General features: G+C 60.4%; 19 protein-coding genes. 1 reads left to right on the top strand and 18 read right to left on the bottom strand.

The genetic code is table 11. The features are described from left to right. From HYZ49_10340 to HYZ49_10260, 17 genes are all read right to left on the bottom strand, one after another. On the bottom strand, window positions 1–522 hold the full coding sequence (locus HYZ49_10340) for a CvpA family protein (GenBank protein ID MBI3242679.1): 522 nt from the start codon (window positions 520–522) through the stop codon (window positions 1–3). Further along, complete coding sequence (locus tag HYZ49_10335; GenBank protein MBI3242678.1) at window positions 519–947, bottom strand: hypothetical protein; 429 nt, start codon at window positions 945–947, stop codon at window positions 519–521. Before HYZ49_10335 ends, HYZ49_10340 begins: the two co-directional genes overlap by 4 nt. Further along, on the bottom strand, window positions 929–1,318 hold the full coding sequence (locus HYZ49_10330) for a glycosyltransferase (protein ID MBI3242677.1): 390 nt from the start codon (window positions 1,316–1,318) through the stop codon (window positions 929–931). The genes HYZ49_10335 and HYZ49_10330 overlap by 19 nt, the downstream gene beginning before the upstream one ends. Then, window positions 1,290–2,339 (bottom strand): FtsW/RodA/SpoVE family cell cycle protein, encoded by a 1,050-nt coding sequence (locus tag HYZ49_10325; GenBank protein ID MBI3242676.1) that lies wholly within the window; start codon window positions 2,337–2,339, stop codon window positions 1,290–1,292. Before HYZ49_10325 ends, HYZ49_10330 begins: the two co-directional genes overlap by 29 nt. 80 nt (window positions 2,340–2,419) lie before the next feature. Beyond that, entirely contained in the window at window positions 2,420–3,817 is a 1,398-nt protein-coding gene (gene murD / locus HYZ49_10320; GenBank protein ID MBI3242675.1) for a UDP-N-acetylmuramoyl-L-alanine--D-glutamate ligase, read from the bottom strand. Between the two features lie 72 nt (window positions 3,818–3,889). Continuing rightward, a complete protein-coding gene (locus tag HYZ49_10315) occupies window positions 3,890–4,885 on the bottom strand; it encodes a phospho-N-acetylmuramoyl-pentapeptide-transferase (GenBank protein ID MBI3242674.1) in 996 nt (331 codons plus the stop codon). Further along, window positions 4,882–6,318 (bottom strand): UDP-N-acetylmuramoyl-tripeptide--D-alanyl-D-alanine ligase, encoded by a 1,437-nt coding sequence (locus HYZ49_10310; GenBank protein ID MBI3242673.1) that lies wholly within the window; start codon window positions 6,316–6,318, stop codon window positions 4,882–4,884. The genes HYZ49_10315 and HYZ49_10310 overlap by 4 nt, the downstream gene beginning before the upstream one ends. Window positions 6,319–6,322: 4 nt before the next feature. After that, window positions 6,323–8,053 carry a penicillin-binding protein 2 gene (locus tag HYZ49_10305; protein MBI3242672.1) on the bottom strand — a complete coding sequence of 577 codons (1,731 nt, stop codon included), beginning with the start codon at window positions 8,051–8,053 and terminating at the stop codon, window positions 6,323–6,325. 4 nt (window positions 8,054–8,057) lie between these two features. Further along, window positions 8,058–8,519: a hypothetical protein gene (locus HYZ49_10300; protein MBI3242671.1), complete on the bottom strand. Its 462-nt coding sequence runs from the start codon at window positions 8,517–8,519 to the stop codon at window positions 8,058–8,060. Between the two features lie 66 nt (window positions 8,520–8,585). Next, window positions 8,586–9,497 (bottom strand): 16S rRNA (cytosine(1402)-N(4))-methyltransferase RsmH, encoded by a 912-nt coding sequence (gene rsmH / locus HYZ49_10295; GenBank protein ID MBI3242670.1) that lies wholly within the window; start codon window positions 9,495–9,497, stop codon window positions 8,586–8,588. Between the two features lies 1 nt (window position 9,498). Continuing rightward, window positions 9,499–9,918 (bottom strand): division/cell wall cluster transcriptional repressor MraZ, encoded by a 420-nt coding sequence (gene mraZ, locus HYZ49_10290; GenBank protein MBI3242669.1) that lies wholly within the window; start codon window positions 9,916–9,918, stop codon window positions 9,499–9,501. A gap of 258 nt (window positions 9,919–10,176) precedes the next feature. Continuing rightward, a complete protein-coding gene (locus tag HYZ49_10285) occupies window positions 10,177–10,902 on the bottom strand; it encodes an SDR family oxidoreductase (protein ID MBI3242668.1) in 726 nt (241 codons plus the stop codon). Continuing rightward, window positions 10,899–11,366, bottom strand: coding sequence for a L,D-transpeptidase family protein (locus HYZ49_10280; protein ID MBI3242667.1), 468 nt, complete (start codon window positions 11,364–11,366; stop codon window positions 10,899–10,901). The genes HYZ49_10285 and HYZ49_10280 overlap by 4 nt, the downstream gene beginning before the upstream one ends. A gap of 1 nt (window position 11,367) precedes the next feature. Continuing rightward, entirely contained in the window at window positions 11,368–12,483 is a 1,116-nt protein-coding gene (locus HYZ49_10275; GenBank protein MBI3242666.1) for a L,D-transpeptidase family protein, read from the bottom strand. Window positions 12,484–12,535: 52 nt separating this feature from the next. Further along, entirely contained in the window at window positions 12,536–14,581 is a 2,046-nt protein-coding gene (locus tag HYZ49_10270) for a M23 family metallopeptidase (GenBank protein MBI3242665.1), read from the bottom strand. A 96-nt stretch (window positions 14,582–14,677) separates the two neighbouring features. Next, entirely contained in the window at window positions 14,678–15,439 is a 762-nt protein-coding gene (locus tag HYZ49_10265) for an N-acetylmuramoyl-L-alanine amidase (protein MBI3242664.1), read from the bottom strand. Window positions 15,440–15,513: 74 nt separating this feature from the next. Continuing rightward, on the bottom strand, window positions 15,514–16,434 hold the full coding sequence (locus HYZ49_10260; protein ID MBI3242663.1) for a hypothetical protein: 921 nt from the start codon (window positions 16,432–16,434) through the stop codon (window positions 15,514–15,516). Window positions 16,435–16,554: 120 nt separating this feature from the next. Between HYZ49_10260 and HYZ49_10255 the strand changes: the two genes are divergently transcribed. After that, window positions 16,555–16,887 (top strand): oxidative damage protection protein, encoded by a 333-nt coding sequence (locus tag HYZ49_10255; GenBank protein ID MBI3242662.1) that lies wholly within the window; start codon window positions 16,555–16,557, stop codon window positions 16,885–16,887. Between the two features lie 54 nt (window positions 16,888–16,941). Here HYZ49_10255 and HYZ49_10250 read toward each other — a convergent pair. Next, on the bottom strand, window positions 16,942–18,020 hold a 1,079-nt coding region (locus HYZ49_10250; protein MBI3242661.1), incomplete at its 5' end, for an ATP-grasp domain-containing protein.

The following is an 18,020-nucleotide window of genomic DNA, read 5'->3' as shown; positions in this document are numbered from 1 at the left end:
TCACAAGAACACCACAATCACAAAGACAAACGCCACCGCCACCGCAAAGTAAATGTAGGGCGGGCCGATCACTTTGGGCGGCATGAAGTTGATGTAATTCAGCACCGCCGGGTCGGTGGGCGGGGTGATGCCCGGCACCTGATACCCGGCTTGATGCATGTAGAACCAGATCGTCCCGATCAATAGATAGCCGTTCAACATCCCGATCACCACGCCCAGCAAAATATCCTGCAACCGTTCTCGCTTGCCTTTGCCGGAGAGCGCGCTCGACACCGCCGGAGTCTCGTAGCCGAAGAACGCGAGCAGGAGAAAAAAGGTGGTTCGCACGTAGAACAACATCATGGGGCCTTGCGCCTGAAGCGCGCCTTCGATATTCGGCACGAAAGTTTTGATCAGCGTGTCAATGAACAAGGCCAGCACCATGCTGAACAGCACCAGAATCTCTTTGGCCCAGCCGCGCATGCCGCCAATCGTGCCGAAGATGATCAGCAGGAGCCAGAAGACGGTGGACAGAGACATCATGGCCGAGCGCCTGCCAGGGCCACAAGTTCTGCCGCAATGCGCTCTGCCGCGTCTGGCACAGCGGAAGCCCGCGCCGCAACGCCCATCGCCGAAAGGCGGGCCGGGTCATGCAGGAGTTCGCGGAGGGTGGGCAATAATTTCATCTTCAAGTCTTCGTCGTTCAACCGCACTGCCGCGCCCCGCCCTGCCAGAAAGTCGGCGTTCACTTTCTGGTAGCGCCAGGCGTGCGGGTACGGCACGAGAATTGCACCTAAGCCGAATATGGAAAACTCACCGAGCGTGCTTGCCCCTGCCCGCGATACCACCAGGTCGGCGGCGGCCAGGGCCAGCCCCATTTCGTCGTGCAAGTATGGAAACGCATGGTAATGAACTTGCTGATCTGCCGGCAAGCCTTCGCGCCGCGCTTTCACCGCTGGCCAGTCCAACTCGCCGCTGAGGTGGATGATCTGAATCTCTTTGGCTCAATATCCGGCAGGTAGACCAGAATTGGCAGGCCCGATGCCCACGCCGCCAGAGCCGTCGGAATGGCGGGGTAGCCGCCGGTTGTTAAAACTGCCCCTGGCCGGAACCGGCGGATGAGGCCGAGGGCCTGTATTGTTCCCCACGCGAGTCTTACCAGCCCAACTGCGCCTCGCCACGCGCCCACTCCAACCACCGCGCCTGCTTGAATTTCCTTGAACTCGATCCGCTTCTCATGCCGGGTCACGAGTTCACGTTCCATGCCGCCGACTGAACCGGCCCAGAGCACTTGCGCGGTTGCGGGCAATTTACTCGTCACTGCGAGGGCGGGATACACGTGGCCGCCGGTCCCGCCGGCTGTAATCAAAAGACGCACGCGTCTTCCTCTGTAAAGTTTCATTCGGGTTGTGGCGTGAAACGCTCAACAACACGCCAATCCCGGCTAACGTCACCACTAATGACGACCCGCCGTAACTGATAAGCGGCAAAGCGTTGCCGGCGAACGGCAGGGCGGCCACCATCACGCCAATGTTGATGATCACGCTGTCGGTGTGTGGCGTAGGCAGGGCCTCAAATTTCTGGTAGCTCTGGCCCAGGCCGCGCCCAAACACGCCGCCGTTGATGAAGGCGATGATGGCTTGCTGGACGTGCCAGGAGGTTTGTTCGATGTTCGTCAGCCCGGCCAGATATTCGGCTATACGGTCGCGAGCGGTGGTAGACGACATGACAACGGCATAGCCGGCCGCGCCGCTGACGATGGAGGCCAGGGCAATTTGCAACAAGTCGGCGCCGGCCAGGAAGAACATGGTTGCGCCGACGAGGACGATGGTGAGGGTGGCGCTCACGTCCGGTTCTTGCAGAACCAGGCCGGCCAGCACGCCGACGACGACCCCGTAAGGCGCAAGGCCGTAGCCAAAGTCTTTGATCATCTCGCCTTTCGACGTCAACCACACGCTGAGGTAAATCACCGTAGCCAGTTTCGCCAACTCCGAGGGTTGATAGGAGCCGTTGAGCAAGCCGCGTTGCGCGCCGAAGGCGAACGTGCCAAAGACCAACACCACTATCAACGCCAGAATCGTGATTCCTAACAGCGGCACTGCCGCCCGCCGCAAGTGGTGGTAGTCGAGCCGGGCCAGCGCCGCCATGACCACCAGGCCGATTGCCAACGAACGCACCTGCCGGAAGAACACGGTGGTCGGCGACTTGAAGTCGGTGTACGACCAATCGAACGTGGTCGAATACACCATCATCAGCCCAAAGGCCAGCAGAACGCCCACGATGAGCAGGAGGCCCCAATCCAGGTTGAGGGGGCCGGCTTTCTTGCGAGTTGGAGTTGCAGGAGTTGTTGTTGCAGTCATAATTGTCGTAGTGCCTATTGCGTATTCCGTATCACGTCGCGAAATACGCAATACGAAATGCGTAACAGGCGACACATTTCTCAAAGCCGATTCACCATCTCTCTAAACACCTCGCCGCGTTCCACAAAATCCTTGAACGCGTCGTAACTTGTGCAACCGGGCGAGAGCAGAACCGCGTCGCCCGCCTCGGCGGCTTCGGCGGCTTTCTGCACAGCTTCGGCCATCGTGCCGCACTTCACCACCTTCAACAACCGTGGCGCCATTTTGTAGCGTCGGCCTTCAACCCTGGCGTTTTCTTCCTCGGCCGCCCCGGCGATCAAATCGGCGGCTTCCCCGAAGACGATCAGCGCCTTCACCCTCTGCCGGGCCAGGGCCATCAATTCGCCCCAGGGCAGTTTCTTGTCACGCCCGCCGGTCAGCAACACGATCGGCTCATCGAACGACTTGAGGGCGGCTACCACTCGTTCCGGCGCAGTCGCAATCGAGTCGTTGTACCACTTCACGCCGTTGCGCTCGCGCACCAGTTCGAGGCGGTGAGCCACGCCATTAAAATTGTTAATCGCTTCGCCCATCGCCGCCGGTTCAATTCCGGCGGCCCCGGCCAGGGCGCAAGCCGCCAGCACGTTCAAAACATTGTGCGCCCCGCGTAATCTGATCTCGCTCACCGGGCAGACCGGGCGTTCACGCTCGCCATCGCGCAAATAAATCACGTCGTCGTGAATGAACGTTCCAGCCGCCTCGTCGGCAGGAGCGGACACGGCAAACCACCACACCCGCCCCGGTGTGGCCGACTCCAGCCCCCGGGCATTTTCGTCCTCCCGGCCCAGCACGGCGATGTCACTCGCGTTTTGGTGGCGCAGGATGTGGCTCTTGGCTTCAATGTAAACGTTCATCGTGCCGTGCCGATCCAGGTGGTTCGGCGTAATGTTCAACACGCCTGCGATCTGCGGCGACCGGGTCATAATCTCCAACTGGAAGCTGGAAAGTTCCATCACAGCCAGGTCGTCGGCCTGTATCCGATCCAGGTCGGCGAGCAACGGATTGCCGATGTTGCCGCCGACCCAGACCTGCCGACCCCCGGCTTGACTCATCAATCCTGTGAGCGTCGTCGTCGTGGTCTTGCCTGCCGAGCCGGTGATGCCAATCACCTGGCACGGGGCCGCGTCCAAAAAGATTTGCGAATCGTTGAATAGGGCCAGGCCACGACGGCGCGCTTCCTGCGCCAGCGGCTCATCCGCCGGAACGCCGCCCGAAAGGCACAACAGGTCTGCGCCGTCGAGCAACGTGAGCGGGTGGCCGCCGAGGGCATATTCAATTGTTAAGTCGCGCAGGCTCTCCAGCGCCCCGGCCAGTTGTTCCACCGGTTTAGAGTCGCTCACGGTTACCCGAGCGCCCTGCCCGGCCAGGTATCTTGCAAGAGCCGTGCCTTGCCGGGCCAGGCCCAAAATCACGACTCGCTTGTTATGCCACTCCACCATCTCATGTTCCGTATTGCGTATTCCGTATCACGTATCGCAACGGGATACGCAATACGAAATACGGGTTGCCCCTCACAACAATGCCAGTCCTATTCCCACCATCGCCCCCAGCAAACTCACCAGCCAGAAGCGTTGAACCACCTGGGTCTCGCTCCAGCCCAGCAACTCGAAGTGGTGGTGAAGCGGGGCCATTTTGAAGAGCCGCTTGCCGCCCGTCCAGCGAAAGTAGGCCACCTGCAAAATCACCGACAGCGTGGTGGACACGGGAATGACGATGATGATAGGCAAGAGAAGCCACTGCCCGGTCATCAGGGCCACCACGCCCAGCACTGCGCCTAAAGAAAGAGCGCCGGTGTCGCCCATGATCAACTGCGCCGGATGGACGTTGTACCAGAGGAAGGCGAACAACGCGCCGACCAGGGTGTAACAGAAGCGGGCCAGAAAAAACTGTCCCTGCAAAACGGCGATGATGCCGTAGGCGGCAAAGGCCGTGGCCGAAATCAACCCGGCCATTCCATCCAAACCGTCGGCGATGTTGATGGCATTCGACGAGGCGACGATGATGAACACGGCAATCGGAATGTAAATCAGGCCAATGTCAATCTTGCGCGGGTTGCCGGGCAGGGCCACGCTGTGAATGTCCAGAGCAAAATACAGCACGAATGCAATGCCAAGCGCCAGCACCACTTGAAGCAAAAACTTGTATCTGGCTCTCATGCCTTCGCCGCGTTTGGCGTTCACGCCGCGCAGGCCTTCCCAGTCGTCGCGCATGCCCAGCAGGGCAAAAATAACCAGCGCCGCCAGCGGGACTAAAATCGAGCGGCCAATCACCGGCACGGCCAGGCTTACGACGTTAAGAATGGCGGTGATGATCAGCACTGGCACGATCACCATCAGCCCGCCCATCGTCGGCGTGCCCATCTTGACAAAATGCGTCTGCGGCCCGTCCACTCGAATTTGCTTGCCAATCTTGAAGCGCTTGAGCAGTTCGATGAACGGCCCGCCCCAGATCACGGCCAGCAGGAAGGTCACACTGCCGAGTGTCAACGCGAACGTGACGTCTTTCATGTCGAGGTGATCTCCAGCGCGTTCACCAGCCGGTCGAGCCTCATGCCATGCGAGCCTTTTACCAACACTAAATCTCCTTCACGCAACTGCTCTCTCAGATATTGCAGGGCCGAAGCCCGATCCGGCACTTTGATGATCCGGCTGGCCGGGAGGCCAACATCCATGGCCTCGGCGGCGATTGTTTCGGCCCGGATGCCAATCGTAATCAGCAAGTCGGCCACGTCACCGGCGCGCCGGCCCACCAGGCGGTGGCCTTCGTCTTCGTACTCGCCCAGCTCCAGCATGTCACCCAGCACCGCCACTTTCCGCCGCGCTTCCATGTCATCGAGCAAGTTCAGCGCCGCAATCATGGACTCAGGTGAGGCATTGTAAGTGTCGTCCAATATCAAGCTACGGCCCGGCCCGCTGACGGCGTACAAACGCAATTGAGATTGCGCCTCAATGCCCTGCAAGCCTTCGATGATCTCCTGCCAAGTCAGGCCTTCTGTCAAACCAACGGCCACCGCCCGCAGGGCGGTGTGAACCGAGTGGCGGCCTAACATAGGAAAACGCACGTGCAAAGTCTCGCGCGCCCTGGTGTAATGAAGCTGAAAGTGGATGCCATCCAACCCCAACCCGGTCACTTCCGAAGCCCAGATGTCGGCTTGCGGGTCGAGGCCATAGGTGAACACCCGGGCCTGGGTGCGGCGGGCCATGCTCATCACCAGCGGCTCGTCGTAGTTGAGGACGGCCACCCCGTCCGGCGCAGGCGGCAGGGCCTCCACCAACTCGCCCTTGCCCTGAACAATGTTCTCAATGCTCCCTGCTCGCTGAAGGTGAACGGGATACACGTTGTTCACCACGCCAACATGTGGCCGGGCCAACGAACAGAGCAAGGCGATTTCGCCGATCTCGTAAAAACCCATCTCCAGCACGGCGTGCTCGTGCGCCTCGCTCAACCGCAGGAGAGTGAGCGGCAAGCCAATCTCGTTATTGAAGTTGCCTTCGCTTTTTAAGGTGCGGAACCGCGTGCCAAGCACGGCGGCGATGATCTCTTTGGTTGTGGTCTTGCCCACACTGCCGGTGACGCCGACCACGCGCGGATTCAACCGGCTTCGCCAGAATTGAGCCGCCGTTTGCAGGGCGGCCAGGGTGCTCGTCACCCGCAGGCATACCGGTATTTTGAAACCGGCGGCCATGTCGAACGTCACCGGCTCGCGCAAATCCAATGTGTAAAAGTCCGGCGTCTCTTTTTCAACCAGGGCCGCCGCGGCCCCTTTGGCAAAGGCGGCGCTCAAATACGAATGGCCGTCAGTCCGCTCGCCGGACAGGGCCACGAACAATGCGCCGGGAATTGCCAGCCGCGAGTCGACAACCACGTCGGCAATCACCTGCTGGCCGCCCGCCAGCGGAATGCCGGTGAGCGCTTCGAGAATGTGCGAAAGAGTCAGCACACGTTCACTGCCCTGCCGCCGTTATCTTCTGCCTCACCTCATCCGGCGGAATTTCCATGAGCACTACCAGCCGTTTCGCCAATTCACCAAAGGCCGGCGCGGCGGTCTCCGAACCCCAAATGGACGCGCTGGGCTTGTCCAGCTTCACCAGCACAATGAATCGGGGATCATCAATCGGCCCCCACCCCACAAACGTGGTGATGGTCTTGGTCTTGTCGTAACCGCCCGGAATCGGAATTTGGGCCGTGCCGGTTTTACCGGCGATCCGGTAGCCTGGCACCAGCGCGGCAGAAGCTTCGCGCTCCACGCTCGTGGCCAACATCACCGAAAGCATGTTGGCGACGTCAGCCGAGATGGGCCGCCCCAGCACTTGCGGCTGGGTGGTGTGGGCGGTGTCTTTGTCCACCACCTGTTCCAGCAAGTGCGGTTGCATCATCGCCCCGCCGTTTGCCACTGCCGAGGTCGCCGTCAACAATTGAATCGGCGTGGTCGCCACACCCTGCCCAAATGCGTTCGTGCCCAGATCAGATTCGTACCAGTCCGAGTCGCCGGGGCGCTTGAGGCGGCCAGAGGCCTCGCCGCTCAAGTCAACATTGGTGCCCTGCCCAATGCCGAAAGCGGTCATGTAGCTGTAAAACGTCTGCGGCCCCATGTTGGTGGAGAGCCAGGCCGCGCCGACGTTGAGCGAATGTTGGAGCAGGCCGGTCATGTCCTGCGGCCCCCAGGCCGCCTGGTTCCAGTTGGTAACGCCCACGCCGCCCACTTCGATGTAGCCGGTGTCGAGGTAGGTGCTTTCGGGAGTCACAACACCGGCCTGCAAAGCGGCGGCCATGGTGAGCACTTTGAAGCCCGACCCCGGCTCAAACTGGGAACTGATGGCGGCGTTGGTGCGAGCGGCGTCCGGTTCGTTGAGGAAGTTGTTCGGGTCAAAAGACGGCGTTACCGCCATAGCCAGAATGCGCCCCGTCTTCGGCTCCATCACGATGATCGTGCCGCCTTCAGCGCCGTAGCGTTGCGTTGCGCCGGCCAGCGTTTGCTCGGCCAGAAATTGAATGTCGCGGTCGAGAGTCAAATACAGGTCGGCGCCCTGATCCGGAGTCGGGTTGAGGGCCACGTCGAATGGCACCACTTGTTTGATGCCCACCACCGAGTGCCCGGCCAAAATGTCGTTGTAAAACTCTTCGACGCCGTAATAGCCCTTGTTGTCGTAGCCTACAAAACCCAGCACGTTCGCCGCCAGCCGGCCGGCCGGGTACACCCGCGTCTGCACTGGCTCCACGATCAGGCCGCTCAAGTTCGGGCCTTTCGGGTCGTCGCGCATGGCGATCAGTTTGTCACCCAGTTCGGCAGACACAGGCCGCTTGATGGAGACGTATGGGAGCAACTCGCCCTTCTCGTCGCGTTGCGCCAGCAGAGTGTGAACCTCGGCCAGGTCAACGCCCAGCACTGTTTGCAATGTTTGAGCCAACTCGTCGGCGTTTGTCACCACGTCGGGCGAAGCGCCAACCGCGTACTGCACGCCATTCGTCGCCAGTAGTTCGCCATGTTGGTCGAAGATACGGCCACGCGGCGACTGAATTTCCACCCGGTAGCTGGTGGCTTGCTCATATTTGTGCTCAAAATAAGCAACCGCGCTTCCGAACTGCAAACTGACCAGCCTGATGAGAATCAGGCCGGTCAGCACGCCAAAAACGCCAAGAATGAAACGCAACCGCCCGCGAACAGCATCTGCCATAGCGTTACCCTCCGGGCCGGATGACGGTGGACAGCCAGTGCGCCACCGCCGTCCCCAGGGACTCGTTGTAATCTGGTAGCGCGACTTCAGCCGCCGGGGTCGCCGCCACTGTTTGCGCGCCGGGGTAACCGTTCACCACCAAAAATTCCATCTGCTCCGACAGGGCCGGCACATAACCCAACTCGCGAGCGCGCGCCTCCAGCCGGGTGAGGGCTTTGGCCTCGGCCAACGTAGCCTCCTGGCGGTCAATGGCAAAGTTCAGAGCGGCCTTTTGTTCTTGCAAAGATTGCACGTCGCGCCCGGCGGTGGCGGCGCGCGAGGCCTCGGCCAGGTACATGCCGCCCAGGGCCACAACCACCACCGCCACCACGGCCAGGGTGGCGATCATTTGCGTCTGCACCCGCCAAGGCGCTTGCTTGAAAGCGCGGGAGATTTCTGTGTAGCGGAATTGAGCAAAAGTCTGCATCGTCTTTTTCCTCTGTGTGAGGCCGAAATCAGCCTCCTCAACAGGAAATGCAAGGTCTATGCCAAGTTAGAGCTTCTCAACAATTCTCAATTTGGCGCTCCGGCTTCGGGGGTTTCGGGCAATCTCCTCCAAAGGCGGCGCGACAGGTTTTCGCGTTATTTCTTTCAGGCCCGCCCGGTGGCCGCAAGTGCAAACCGGCTGGTCGGGCGGGCAAAGGCAATCGCGGGCCTCGCGATGAAAAAACGTCTTCACGATCCGGTCTTCGAGCGAATGAAAGCTGATGACAGCCAGCCGCCCGCCCGGCTTCAGGATTTTCAGGGCAATGGGCAGAACCTGCTCGACCGTGTCCAGTTCTTCATTCACTGCAATTCTCAAGGCTTGAAAGGTTCGGGTGGCTGGATGCGTTTCCTCCCGCCTCCCTTTCACAGCGGCGGCTACCACCCCGGCCAACTGGCCGGTGCTGTGAATGGGCCGGGCGGCCACGATGGCTCGCACTATCTTCCGGGCGTTTCGCTCTTCGCCAAATTTGAAAAGAATGTCGGCCAGCTCGTCGGGCGAAGCGCCGTTGACAAGATCGCCGGCGGTGAGGCCGCCCGCCGGGTTGAAACGCATGTCGAGCGGCCCGTCGTGCTTGAAGGCAAAACCGCGATTCGCATCTTCCAACTGCAAAGACGACAGGCCCAGGTCAAGCACGATTCCGTCCACCGACTTCCAGCCCAGCTTGTGAGCTTCTTGGGCAAGGGCGAGATAGCTGGCCTGAGCCAGGTGGGCGCGAGAGCCAAACTCCCGGAGACGGTTGGCGGCGACACCGAGGGCGGCCGGGTCCAGGTCCAGCCCCAGCACTTCGCCGGTTGGGGCCGACTCTGTCAAAATCCCGAAGGCGTGTCCACCCGCTCCAACAGTGCCGTCAATGTAGCGCCCGCCGGCGCGCGGTTGAAGGCCGGTTATGATTTCGTTGTAAAGGACCGAGACGTGCACGTTAACTTGTCGCCAGGTTCAACGCGGCGAAGCGACGGGAGTTGGCTTCGGGATCGTTCATGGCTTGAAGCTGTTCATCCCAACCGGCCTTGCTCCAGAGTTCAATATACTGGCCCACGCCAATCACGTAGACTTCGCCCTCGAGGTCAGCGTAGGCTCGCAGGAATGGCGGAATGAGGATGCGGCCACTTTTGTCGGGCACTGATTCGCTCGCGCCAGAGAAGATCAGGCGTTGCAGGGCGCGGGTTTCAGGGTCAGTAGGACTCATGGTCTGGGCTTTCTTAATGAGGTCGCCAAAGGCTTCGGAGGTGTAGATGATGATGTGTTTCTCGAAGCCGCGCGTGACGACACAGCCTTTAGCCAACTCATCCCGAAACTTGGCCGGGATGGTCAGACGGCTCTTGTCATCAAACGCATGCAAATACTCGCCTAGAAACATATGTTCTAACAGTCACTTAAGCGGCAACGCCGGAACTATCGTTCCGGCGTTTACCACTTTGCCCCACTTTAACCCACAAACTTCCACATTTATAACACAGTTTCCCACTTGAACGCAAGCAAGAAGTGATTATTTAAGGGTGCAAAGTCCATATTTCCTACCTACGCTTGCTCCGCTCAGGAATCAGAAGAGCCGACAGTTGTCGGCTCTCGTATGAGAACTAAAGGCAAAACAGCAGGTTTAGGCCTTATTCGGGCCGAACCACTCTACTTCCACCACCTGCCCGTTCACCCATTTGGCTTCATCGGAGGCCAGGAACAGGCAAATGCCGTTGCAGTCGTCGGCGGTGAGCATTTGGGTCTTGTCTTCCTTGATTTGGGCGCGGAAGGCGGTGTCGGCTTTGCCGGGGGCCACGACGTTGACGCGGATGTTGTCGGCCTTACCCTCCTCGGCGGCGGCCAGGGAGAAGCCAATCTGTCCCCACTTGCTGGCGCAATAAGCCGAGAGCAGTGGGTAGCCTTTGCGCCCGCCAATCGAGGAGATATTGATGATGACTCCCCCGCCCTGATTCTTCATGGGCTTCCAGACGTGCTTGGTGAAGAGGAAAGTGCCAGTCAGGTTGATGGCCAGGGTTCGCTCCCAGCCGGAGTGAGTGAGGCCGTAGACCGGGCGAATGTTGGTGATGGCGGCGTTGTTGATCAACACATCAACCCGGCCTAGCTCACTTACAGCGGTTTCAACGGCGTGCTTCACCTGTGCTTCGTCCGACACGTCGCAAACAATGGGCAGGGCACGGACGCGGTGTTCACGTTCAATTTGATGAGCGGCGGCCTCCAGTTCCGACTGGGTGCGGGCGGTGAGAACGACGCGCGAGCCTTCGCCGGCAAACGCGCCAGCCAGCGAGCGGCCAATGCCCCGGCTGGCGCCGGTGATGAGAGTGACTTTGTCTTGAAATCGGCGGGTCATTTGTGGATATATACGAGGTCGCCAACGCTGAGAAACTCGTACACCCACTTGGCGTCTTCAGGTTTCATGTTGACGCAACCATGCGAGACGGGCGTGCCAAAGTCGTCGTGCCAGGTGGCGGCGTGGATGGCGAAGCTTCCGTAGTATTTGATGAAATGCGGCACGTCGTGAAAGTAATAGTCTTTGCCGATGACGTCAATCTTTTCCCACATGGCCTTTACGTGATAGCGCCCTCTGAGCGTCGGGTGATCAGCGTCGCCGGTGGAAACGACAAACGTCTTGATCGCCACTTCATCTTCGTAAGCGGTGAGCGTTTGTTCGGAGAGGTCAACGCTGACCCAGTGCCGGGGAGCCGGATCGAGGCCGGTCGAAACATGGGAGGCCGGGGTAGCCGCCACGGGCGGGGCAACGGCCAATGTCACAGTGGCGGCTAGCCCGATGAAAAAGGCGATGAGATAACGCATGTCAGTAGTGAATCCTAACCTGAGTGCCTACCGAGGCAAAGTCGAATAGCCAGGCGGCGTCTTCGGTGCGCAGGTTGACACAGCCGTGACTCATGGGCGTGCCAAAGTTGTTGTGCCAGTACGTGCCGTGAAAGCCATAGCCTTGATAAAAATACATCACGTAAGGCACGTCAGGCAAGAAGTAGTCGGGGCCGCGCATGTCGGCAAAGGTGTGTTTGACGTAGATATTGTACTTGCCGGTGACGGTCGGGTGTTGCCAGGTTCCGGTGGAGACAATGAAGGTGACAAGAGGCGAGTCGCCTTCGTAAGCAGTGATGCTTTGCTCGGAAAGGTTGACGTCAATCCAGCGCGCGCCGTCGCTCACCGGAGGTTGTGCGGTGGCGGTGGGCGGCCTGGCGGTCGGCAGAAGCGTGTTTGTTGGCAGGGGTGTGTCCGTGGGCAGAGGCGTGTTCGTCGGAAGCGGTGTGTTGGTGGGGGTTGAGGTAGGAGTATTGGTAGGCGTCAAGGTAGCGGTCGGAGTGAACGTCGGCGTATTCGTTGGTGTGTTTGTGGGCGTCGCGGTAGCGGTCGGTGTGTTCGTCGGCGTATTTGAGGGGGTGAAAGTGAACGTTGCTTTCGCAAGCGTGCCCACCTGGGCCACGGCGCGAGGGATGGGCGGGTAGAACAGTCCGCCGCCAAGAAGTAGCGCGGCGCTGACAACGAGGGCGACCAGGATGGTGAGGGCCGTCAGGCCGAAGGGAAAAGACGATTGACGACGGACGATGGACGATGGAGGTTGCGGCGCGGGCTTTTTACGCCTGACGGCAACTGGTTGATAGCGAGGCTGAGAGGCGGCATATGCCTGAGGAACGGCGGGAAGTTCGAGCGCGGGTTTTTCCGGCGGGAGTCGCCCGCGCGCCCAGGCCAGAGCGGCTTGCGCTGTTGTGTTGTTCGGGTCAAGCGCCAGCGCCTTTTCAGCATACATCACGCTGGCTTCAGGCGTGGCAATGGCCGCCAACAGCAACCAGGCCTCAACGCTGTTCGAGTCAAGCGCCACTGCCTGCTGAAGCAAACGATGAGCTTCGGCTCTTTGGCCTTGATTGATCAGAGTCCTGGCTTGAGAAAGAAGCGATGACATGACGATGGACGACGGACGAAGGACGAATGACGGCCAAACTCCTTCGTCGTCTCTATGGATATAACTGCGATAAGGCCCGCATCAATTGGTTGGGGTCGCCGATGGCCGAGATGGGAATGTATTCGACGCCCGGGTAGTTTTGGGCGTACCAGGCCTGCAAGTCGCCGCCCCACTCGTTGGGGTTGATGGCGATGACCCGCCGCCGGGCCAGCGCCCCAATGCCGCCGTCGTCCGCCGAGCCGCCGATGGTGATTCGATATTTCGGCCAGGTCACGCGGGCGGCGGCGATGGCAAAGTCCACGCCGCGCGGCGGCGGGATGAGAATGTAGGCGCGGGCGTACTGCTCGCGCGGCTGGCCGCGATTGACGAAGGAGGACGGGTTCGGCGAGCCAAGGTTGAAGCTTTGCAAAATGGCTTGCAGGGCCGAGGGCGTGGCGGCGTTGATCGGCACGTAATCCACGCCGGGATAATGTTGGTTGTACCAGGCCTGCAAGTCACCGTTCCACTGTTGCGGATTGATGGCGATCACCCGGCGGCGTTCGAGGTCGCCGATGCCGCCGTCGTCGGCGGAACCCCCGACGGTGTAACGATGCGCGTTCCAACTGGCCCGCAAGACGGCTTCCACAAAATCCAACCCGGCAGGCGGTGGCAACAGCACCACCGTTCTTTCATACTGAACACGCGGCGCGCCTGGTGAGGGTGTGGACGGCGGCGCGGGCGCGGTGTCGTAATCAAGGTACAGGCCGGGGTTGAGGTAGTCGAGTTGGGCGTAGAGGGGGATACCGGAGATTCGCATCGAGAGATGCAAATGCGCCCCTTGCGCGTTGCCGGTCGCCCCGGCGAGTCCGATCCGTTCTCCTCGGTTCACCACTGCCCCTCTCGGAACCAGCCGCCGGCTGAGGTGAGCGTAGGTCAACGACACCCGCCCCACCCCCGGCACGTCGCTGTCTACAGTAATCAGTTCGCCGTAAGCGCCGTAGCCGTTGCTGAAGTTGCCGCGTGAGGCTTCACTGCGCACAACCGTGCCGGACAGTGACGCATAAATGTCGGAGCCGGTCGGCGCGGCCAGGTCTATGCCTTCGTGGCCGCCGTGCAGGGAGCCGCCGCTGAAGCGCGAGTAATCAATCTGGCGCAGGCCGTAAGGCTGGGTGACGCGCTGATATTGAGTGGGCCACTTGAGGTTAAGTTGGCCCGGCTCGGGAATGGGCGGGCGGGCTTTGACGCCTTCGATGATGCGGCGCTCGACGAAGTCGTCCGTAACCCAGCTCTGGTCGGGCAGGTCGGGGTCGCGCAGAGTGTGAGCAAAAGCGGCTTCGATCCATTCGTACTGAGCGCAGAGGGTGTAGAACTCGGCGTACTCGTCGCCGATGACGCGCCACTGGGCGTCTGCCGGGTGGAGACCGCCGGTGCCGGGACGGTTGTTGGCAAACTCGGAGATGACGAGAGTCATGGCCGGGAAGCGTTCATGATAATAACGCACGAAGCGCAAACCGCCGAAGCCCGTGTTGTTCGGGTCAATGTCGCGCATCATGTTGACGTTCTGCCAGTAAGTGTGGACGCACAAGAAGTCGGAGGCTTGAACGGCCTCGGCGCAATTGTTGATAAAGTCCACGTCGCCGACAGGCCGGGTTGGGCGGCCAGCCAGCGGGTCAATGTTGAAATCGGCGGGGCCGGGGGAGAGGCCGGGGAAGCCGAGCCGGATGTTGGGGAAGAGGTTACGCAACCGATCCACCGCTTCGAGATACCAGGCGTTGAAGCTTTGAGGCGATGTCCACGAGCGGCCAAAGCCTTCGCGGCTCAAGTTGGGCTGAGTGAGAATCTCAAACTCGCCCAGCCCGGCATCCATGAAAGCCGCGATCTGATTCCGGCGGTCGTTCACGAACTGGGCCGGCCCCTGGCCTTCGGCGATTTCGGGGTAGACAATACGGGCCTGCAACATAAACGCGCCCGCGTCGCGGTAGGCCGGAACGACGGCCGGGTTGTGGACGCCGCACAGCAGTTTGACCGCGCCAAAGCCGAGCGCGCGAAAGGTGTTGACGTCGTTGAGGGTGGTGGCGTAAGGGCCGATGGTGATGCCGTATTTGGTGGTGATTGCCATATCAATTCACAATTCTCAGTGCACAATTCTCAAATGCGTATTGCGTGTTCCGTAGTCCTACTTCTAACTTCCAACCTCCAACTTCCAATCTCTAACTTACGGCACCGGCTCACTTCGCGCAAAGCACAAAATGCCCTCGGCCACGCCCTGGGCCACCAGGTCGGGGTGGTTGGTGAGCATGTCGCGGTCGAGGTTGAGGAAGCCCACCTCGATGATGGCGGCGGGCGTCTCGACGGCCAGCTCGTCGAAGCCGTGATAGCTGGTCATATCAACCGTGATCGAGCCGGAGTGAAAGTTCATCTCAGTGCGTTTTTGATAGCGGTCGGTGAGGCAGGCCACGAGGCGGTCGGACTGCTCGGGCGATTTGTCGTAAAGGGCGCGGGCCACTTTGAAGCCGGTGGCTTGCTCGTTGACGAAGGCGCATGAGTCCGAATGGATGGACACCATGGCCGCCGAGCGATAACCCACCAGCCGGTCGTCGAACTCGGTGAGCAGGTCAACGCGAAAACCGGCCTGCTCCAGAATAGCTTTGGCGCGATTGGCAACATCAAGGTTGATGGAGGCTTCGGTGAGGCCGTCGGGGCAGACCGCGCCGGGGTCGTTTTGCGGGCCGGAGTGCCCGGCCACGAGACCGATGAGGGGCAAGGGCGCGGGCGTGGCCGTAGGCGGCACGGGCGTCGAGTCGGAGGCAATGCGAGTGGCGTTGGCAATAGAGATCGCCCTTGACACACCCGACGGCAGGAGCGAGGACGGAGTCCAATTGGCAAAAACAGTGGCCGAAGCCACGGCGGCCAACAGCACCACGCCGATGTGACGCAAGGCGCGAGAAATGGAAGAGGGGGCTTCGGAAGCGGACATGCGCTAAATGTACTCGGATAGTGGATTCTGAGCAAGAGTCGTGCCACGCCCCGGCCCCATCCCTGAAACGGAAATCACGTTTTAGGAGAGGGGGACTTCAGGCAAAGCACGCCTGGCGAGAACTGGATTTGAAGTTCGTCGCCTTCAAGATGATAGGGTTCACCCAAAATCGCGTCGGGCAAGAAAGAAATCGTTTCGCGAACTTGAAAGGCGTGGTCGCCAACATGGATTTCAAACGGCCAGGGCCAGCCGTTTGCGCCGCGCATGAAGTTGAATGCTCGGCGTGCAGGCTGATCCGTTGAGATGACGAAGTCGGCGCGGGTTGGATTGGGAAAGTAGGTGGCGTCGGCTTCGTTCTGCTTTTGGCGCGGGGGGTTGCCGCCTCTCAACAGTTTCACCCCTTCACCCATCAACCTTGACCCGGCGATGGCACACAGCCTTTCGGCTTCTGCGCCGGTGATGCCATCGGCAAAAGGCACTTCGGTTTGAAGCAGGATGTCACCGGCGTCAGGGCGCTCGTTCATGAAGTGGAGGGTGACGCCTGCCCGAGTCTCGCCGTTCCGAAATTGCCAGAAGAGCGGTTCGGGGCCGCGATACTTTGGGAGCAGTGAGGGGTGCAAGTTGATCGCGCCAAGTTTGGGCAAGGCCAGAAGTGAGGGTGGAAGAATTTTGGGGAAGCAAGAGACGGCGATGAGGTCGGGGTGAAGAGAGAGGAGGGAAGAGAGAACTGAGGGGTGAGAGAGTGAGTTGACTTCGTAAACGGGAATGTAGTTTTCCCAGGCCAGGGTGACGATGTTGCGAGTTGGATAGCCGGAGATGACGGACAGGCTGTCGTCAGCCGGGGCGGGCGGAGTTAAACGTTGAGGCGCAGTGGCGGTTGCCCCTGAGGCGGGGACAAGGACGGCGCACACCGACGCCCCGGAGTCGATCAGGCCGGCGAGAGGTCGAAACGACAACTCGCCGAACATTCCCATGAAAAGAATCGCGCTTGACATCCTGCTTTTAGACTGTATAGTTTTACCGCGAAGGCGCGAAGGACGCTAAGAAAACTTTTGAAAAGACTTCGCGCTCTCGCGGAGCGGTCTTAGCGGTTCAATCTTCCGAAAGGAACTTCGATGGCTGAAAGAATAGTGAAGTGCGTCAAACTTGGACAAGAATTGCCCGGCCTGGCCCGCCGCCCGTTTCCCGGCGAGTTGGGCCAGCGCGTTTATGATAACGTTTCTCAGCAAGCCTGGGAACTGTGGACGCAACAATCCACTCTGCTCATCAATCACTACGGCCTGCGGCTGGCTGACCCGAACGCCACCAAGTTTTTGATGGAGCAGATGGAAGACTTCTTCTTCGGCGAAGATGCGGCCATGCCCGAAGGCTGGGTTCCTGAGGGCGAAGGCGGGCAACAGACGAAGGGCGGACAGCAAACCAAAGGCGGCGCGCCGCAGAGCAAATGATCCACGAAGAGCACGAAGAAAAATCTTGGTGAAACTTCGTGTGACTTCGTGGATTCACACCGTCGCTAAAGCGATCTCTGGCTCGATTCTAAAGTTGAGCCGCCGGTGCGCTTCTCTCAGCGTCCACTCGACCTCAGCCGGACTCTCGCCACGCGCGAAGATGAAGCCAAGATAACTCTCGCCTTCTGGCAAGGGCGTGATCATGTAATTCAACTTGGCCGTGATCTCGATTGACTCGATCCCCGGCACAGCATCTGCTTCGGCAACTCCCTCTACTTCCCTCAGTATCCCCGCCGCCGGGATGGGGATCATCATCACACCCCCCGCCCGCTTCTCCCGTTCCATTGTAGGAATTTCCAAGCCGCACGCTTGCCGCAAAATTAATTCTTCCAGCGACACGTCCGTGCCGAAGCGCAAGGTTTGCGAGCACAGCCCGCCGATGGAGCGCCCGGCGACTTCGACCATCCATGCGGCTTGCTCGTTGATGCGCAGTTCGGCGTGAATGGGGCCTTCGCGCAGGCCGAGCGCGATGGCGGCGCGCGAGGCGCAGTCGGCAATGGCCTGTTGAGTCGCGCCAGATAAACGAGACGGCGTCACATAGATCGTCTCTTCAAAGTAGGGGCCATCGAGCGGGTCAGGTTTATCGAACAAGGCCAGCACCGTGAGTTCGCCGTTGTTCATCAACCCTTCCAGCGCCACTTCAAAGCCGGGAATGAAATCTTCAACCAGAAACTCGCCACTGCCGGTGGCGTTCAGAATGGATTTGAGGCGGTGATGGGCGGCGATGAAGTCCAGCGGCGAGTCGGCGCGAATCACGCCGCGACTGCCGGAGAGGGTGAGCGGCTTGATGACACAAGGATAGTTGATTTCGTCGGCGATCTCTTCCACGTCGTCGTCGAGCGAATACAGCTTGAAGCGCGGCGAGGGCACTCCTGCTTCGGCAAACAGTTGGCGCATGAGGTGCTTGTCGCGGGCGGCTTCGGCGGCCTCGGGCGAGTTGTGGCGCAGGCCGAGGGTGTGGCCGGCTCTAGCGGCCAGCACCGTCGCGCTATCGTCGGCAGAGAGAACAGCCTGCACTGGATTGTCTCGCACAAACTCGGCGATGGCGCGTGTTGATTTATCCAGGTCGTGAT

This window comes from Chloroflexota bacterium (assembly GCA_016197225.1).
Classification (GTDB): Bacteria; Chloroflexota; Anaerolineae; order Anaerolineales; family VGOW01; genus VGOW01.
This window is presented reverse-complemented; position numbering and strand designations above follow the sequence as displayed.

Coding starts and splice junctions, on each gene's coding strand:
- HYZ49_10340 (MBI3242679.1), bottom strand. CDS start 522: ATGATGTCTCTGTCCACCGTCTTCTGGCTCCTGCTGATCATCTTCGGC.
- HYZ49_10325 (MBI3242676.1), bottom strand. CDS start 2,339: ATGACTGCAACAACAACTCCTGCAACTCCAACTCGCAAGAAAGCCGGC.
- murD (MBI3242675.1), bottom strand. CDS start 3,817: ATGGTGGAGTGGCATAACAAGCGAGTCGTGATTTTGGGCCTGGCCCGG.
- HYZ49_10315 (MBI3242674.1), bottom strand. CDS start 4,885: ATGAAAGACGTCACGTTCGCGTTGACACTCGGCAGTGTGACCTTCCTG.
- HYZ49_10305 (MBI3242672.1), bottom strand. CDS start 8,053: ATGGCAGATGCTGTTCGCGGGCGGTTGCGTTTCATTCTTGGCGTTTTT.
- HYZ49_10300 (MBI3242671.1), bottom strand. CDS start 8,519: ATGCAGACTTTTGCTCAATTCCGCTACACAGAAATCTCCCGCGCTTTC.
- HYZ49_10285 (MBI3242668.1), bottom strand. CDS start 10,902: ATGACCCGCCGATTTCAAGACAAAGTCACTCTCATCACCGGCGCCAGC.
- HYZ49_10280 (MBI3242667.1), bottom strand. CDS start 11,366: ATGCGTTATCTCATCGCCTTTTTCATCGGGCTAGCCGCCACTGTGACA.
- HYZ49_10275 (MBI3242666.1), bottom strand. CDS start 12,483: ATGTCATCGCTTCTTTCTCAAGCCAGGACTCTGATCAATCAAGGCCAA.
- HYZ49_10270 (MBI3242665.1), bottom strand. CDS start 14,581: ATGGCAATCACCACCAAATACGGCATCACCATCGGCCCTTACGCCACC.
- HYZ49_10265 (MBI3242664.1), bottom strand. CDS start 15,439: ATGTCCGCTTCCGAAGCCCCCTCTTCCATTTCTCGCGCCTTGCGTCAC.
- HYZ49_10260 (MBI3242663.1), bottom strand. CDS start 16,434: ATGTCAAGCGCGATTCTTTTCATGGGAATGTTCGGCGAGTTGTCGTTT.
- HYZ49_10255 (MBI3242662.1), top strand. CDS start 16,555: ATGGCTGAAAGAATAGTGAAGTGCGTCAAACTTGGACAAGAATTGCCC.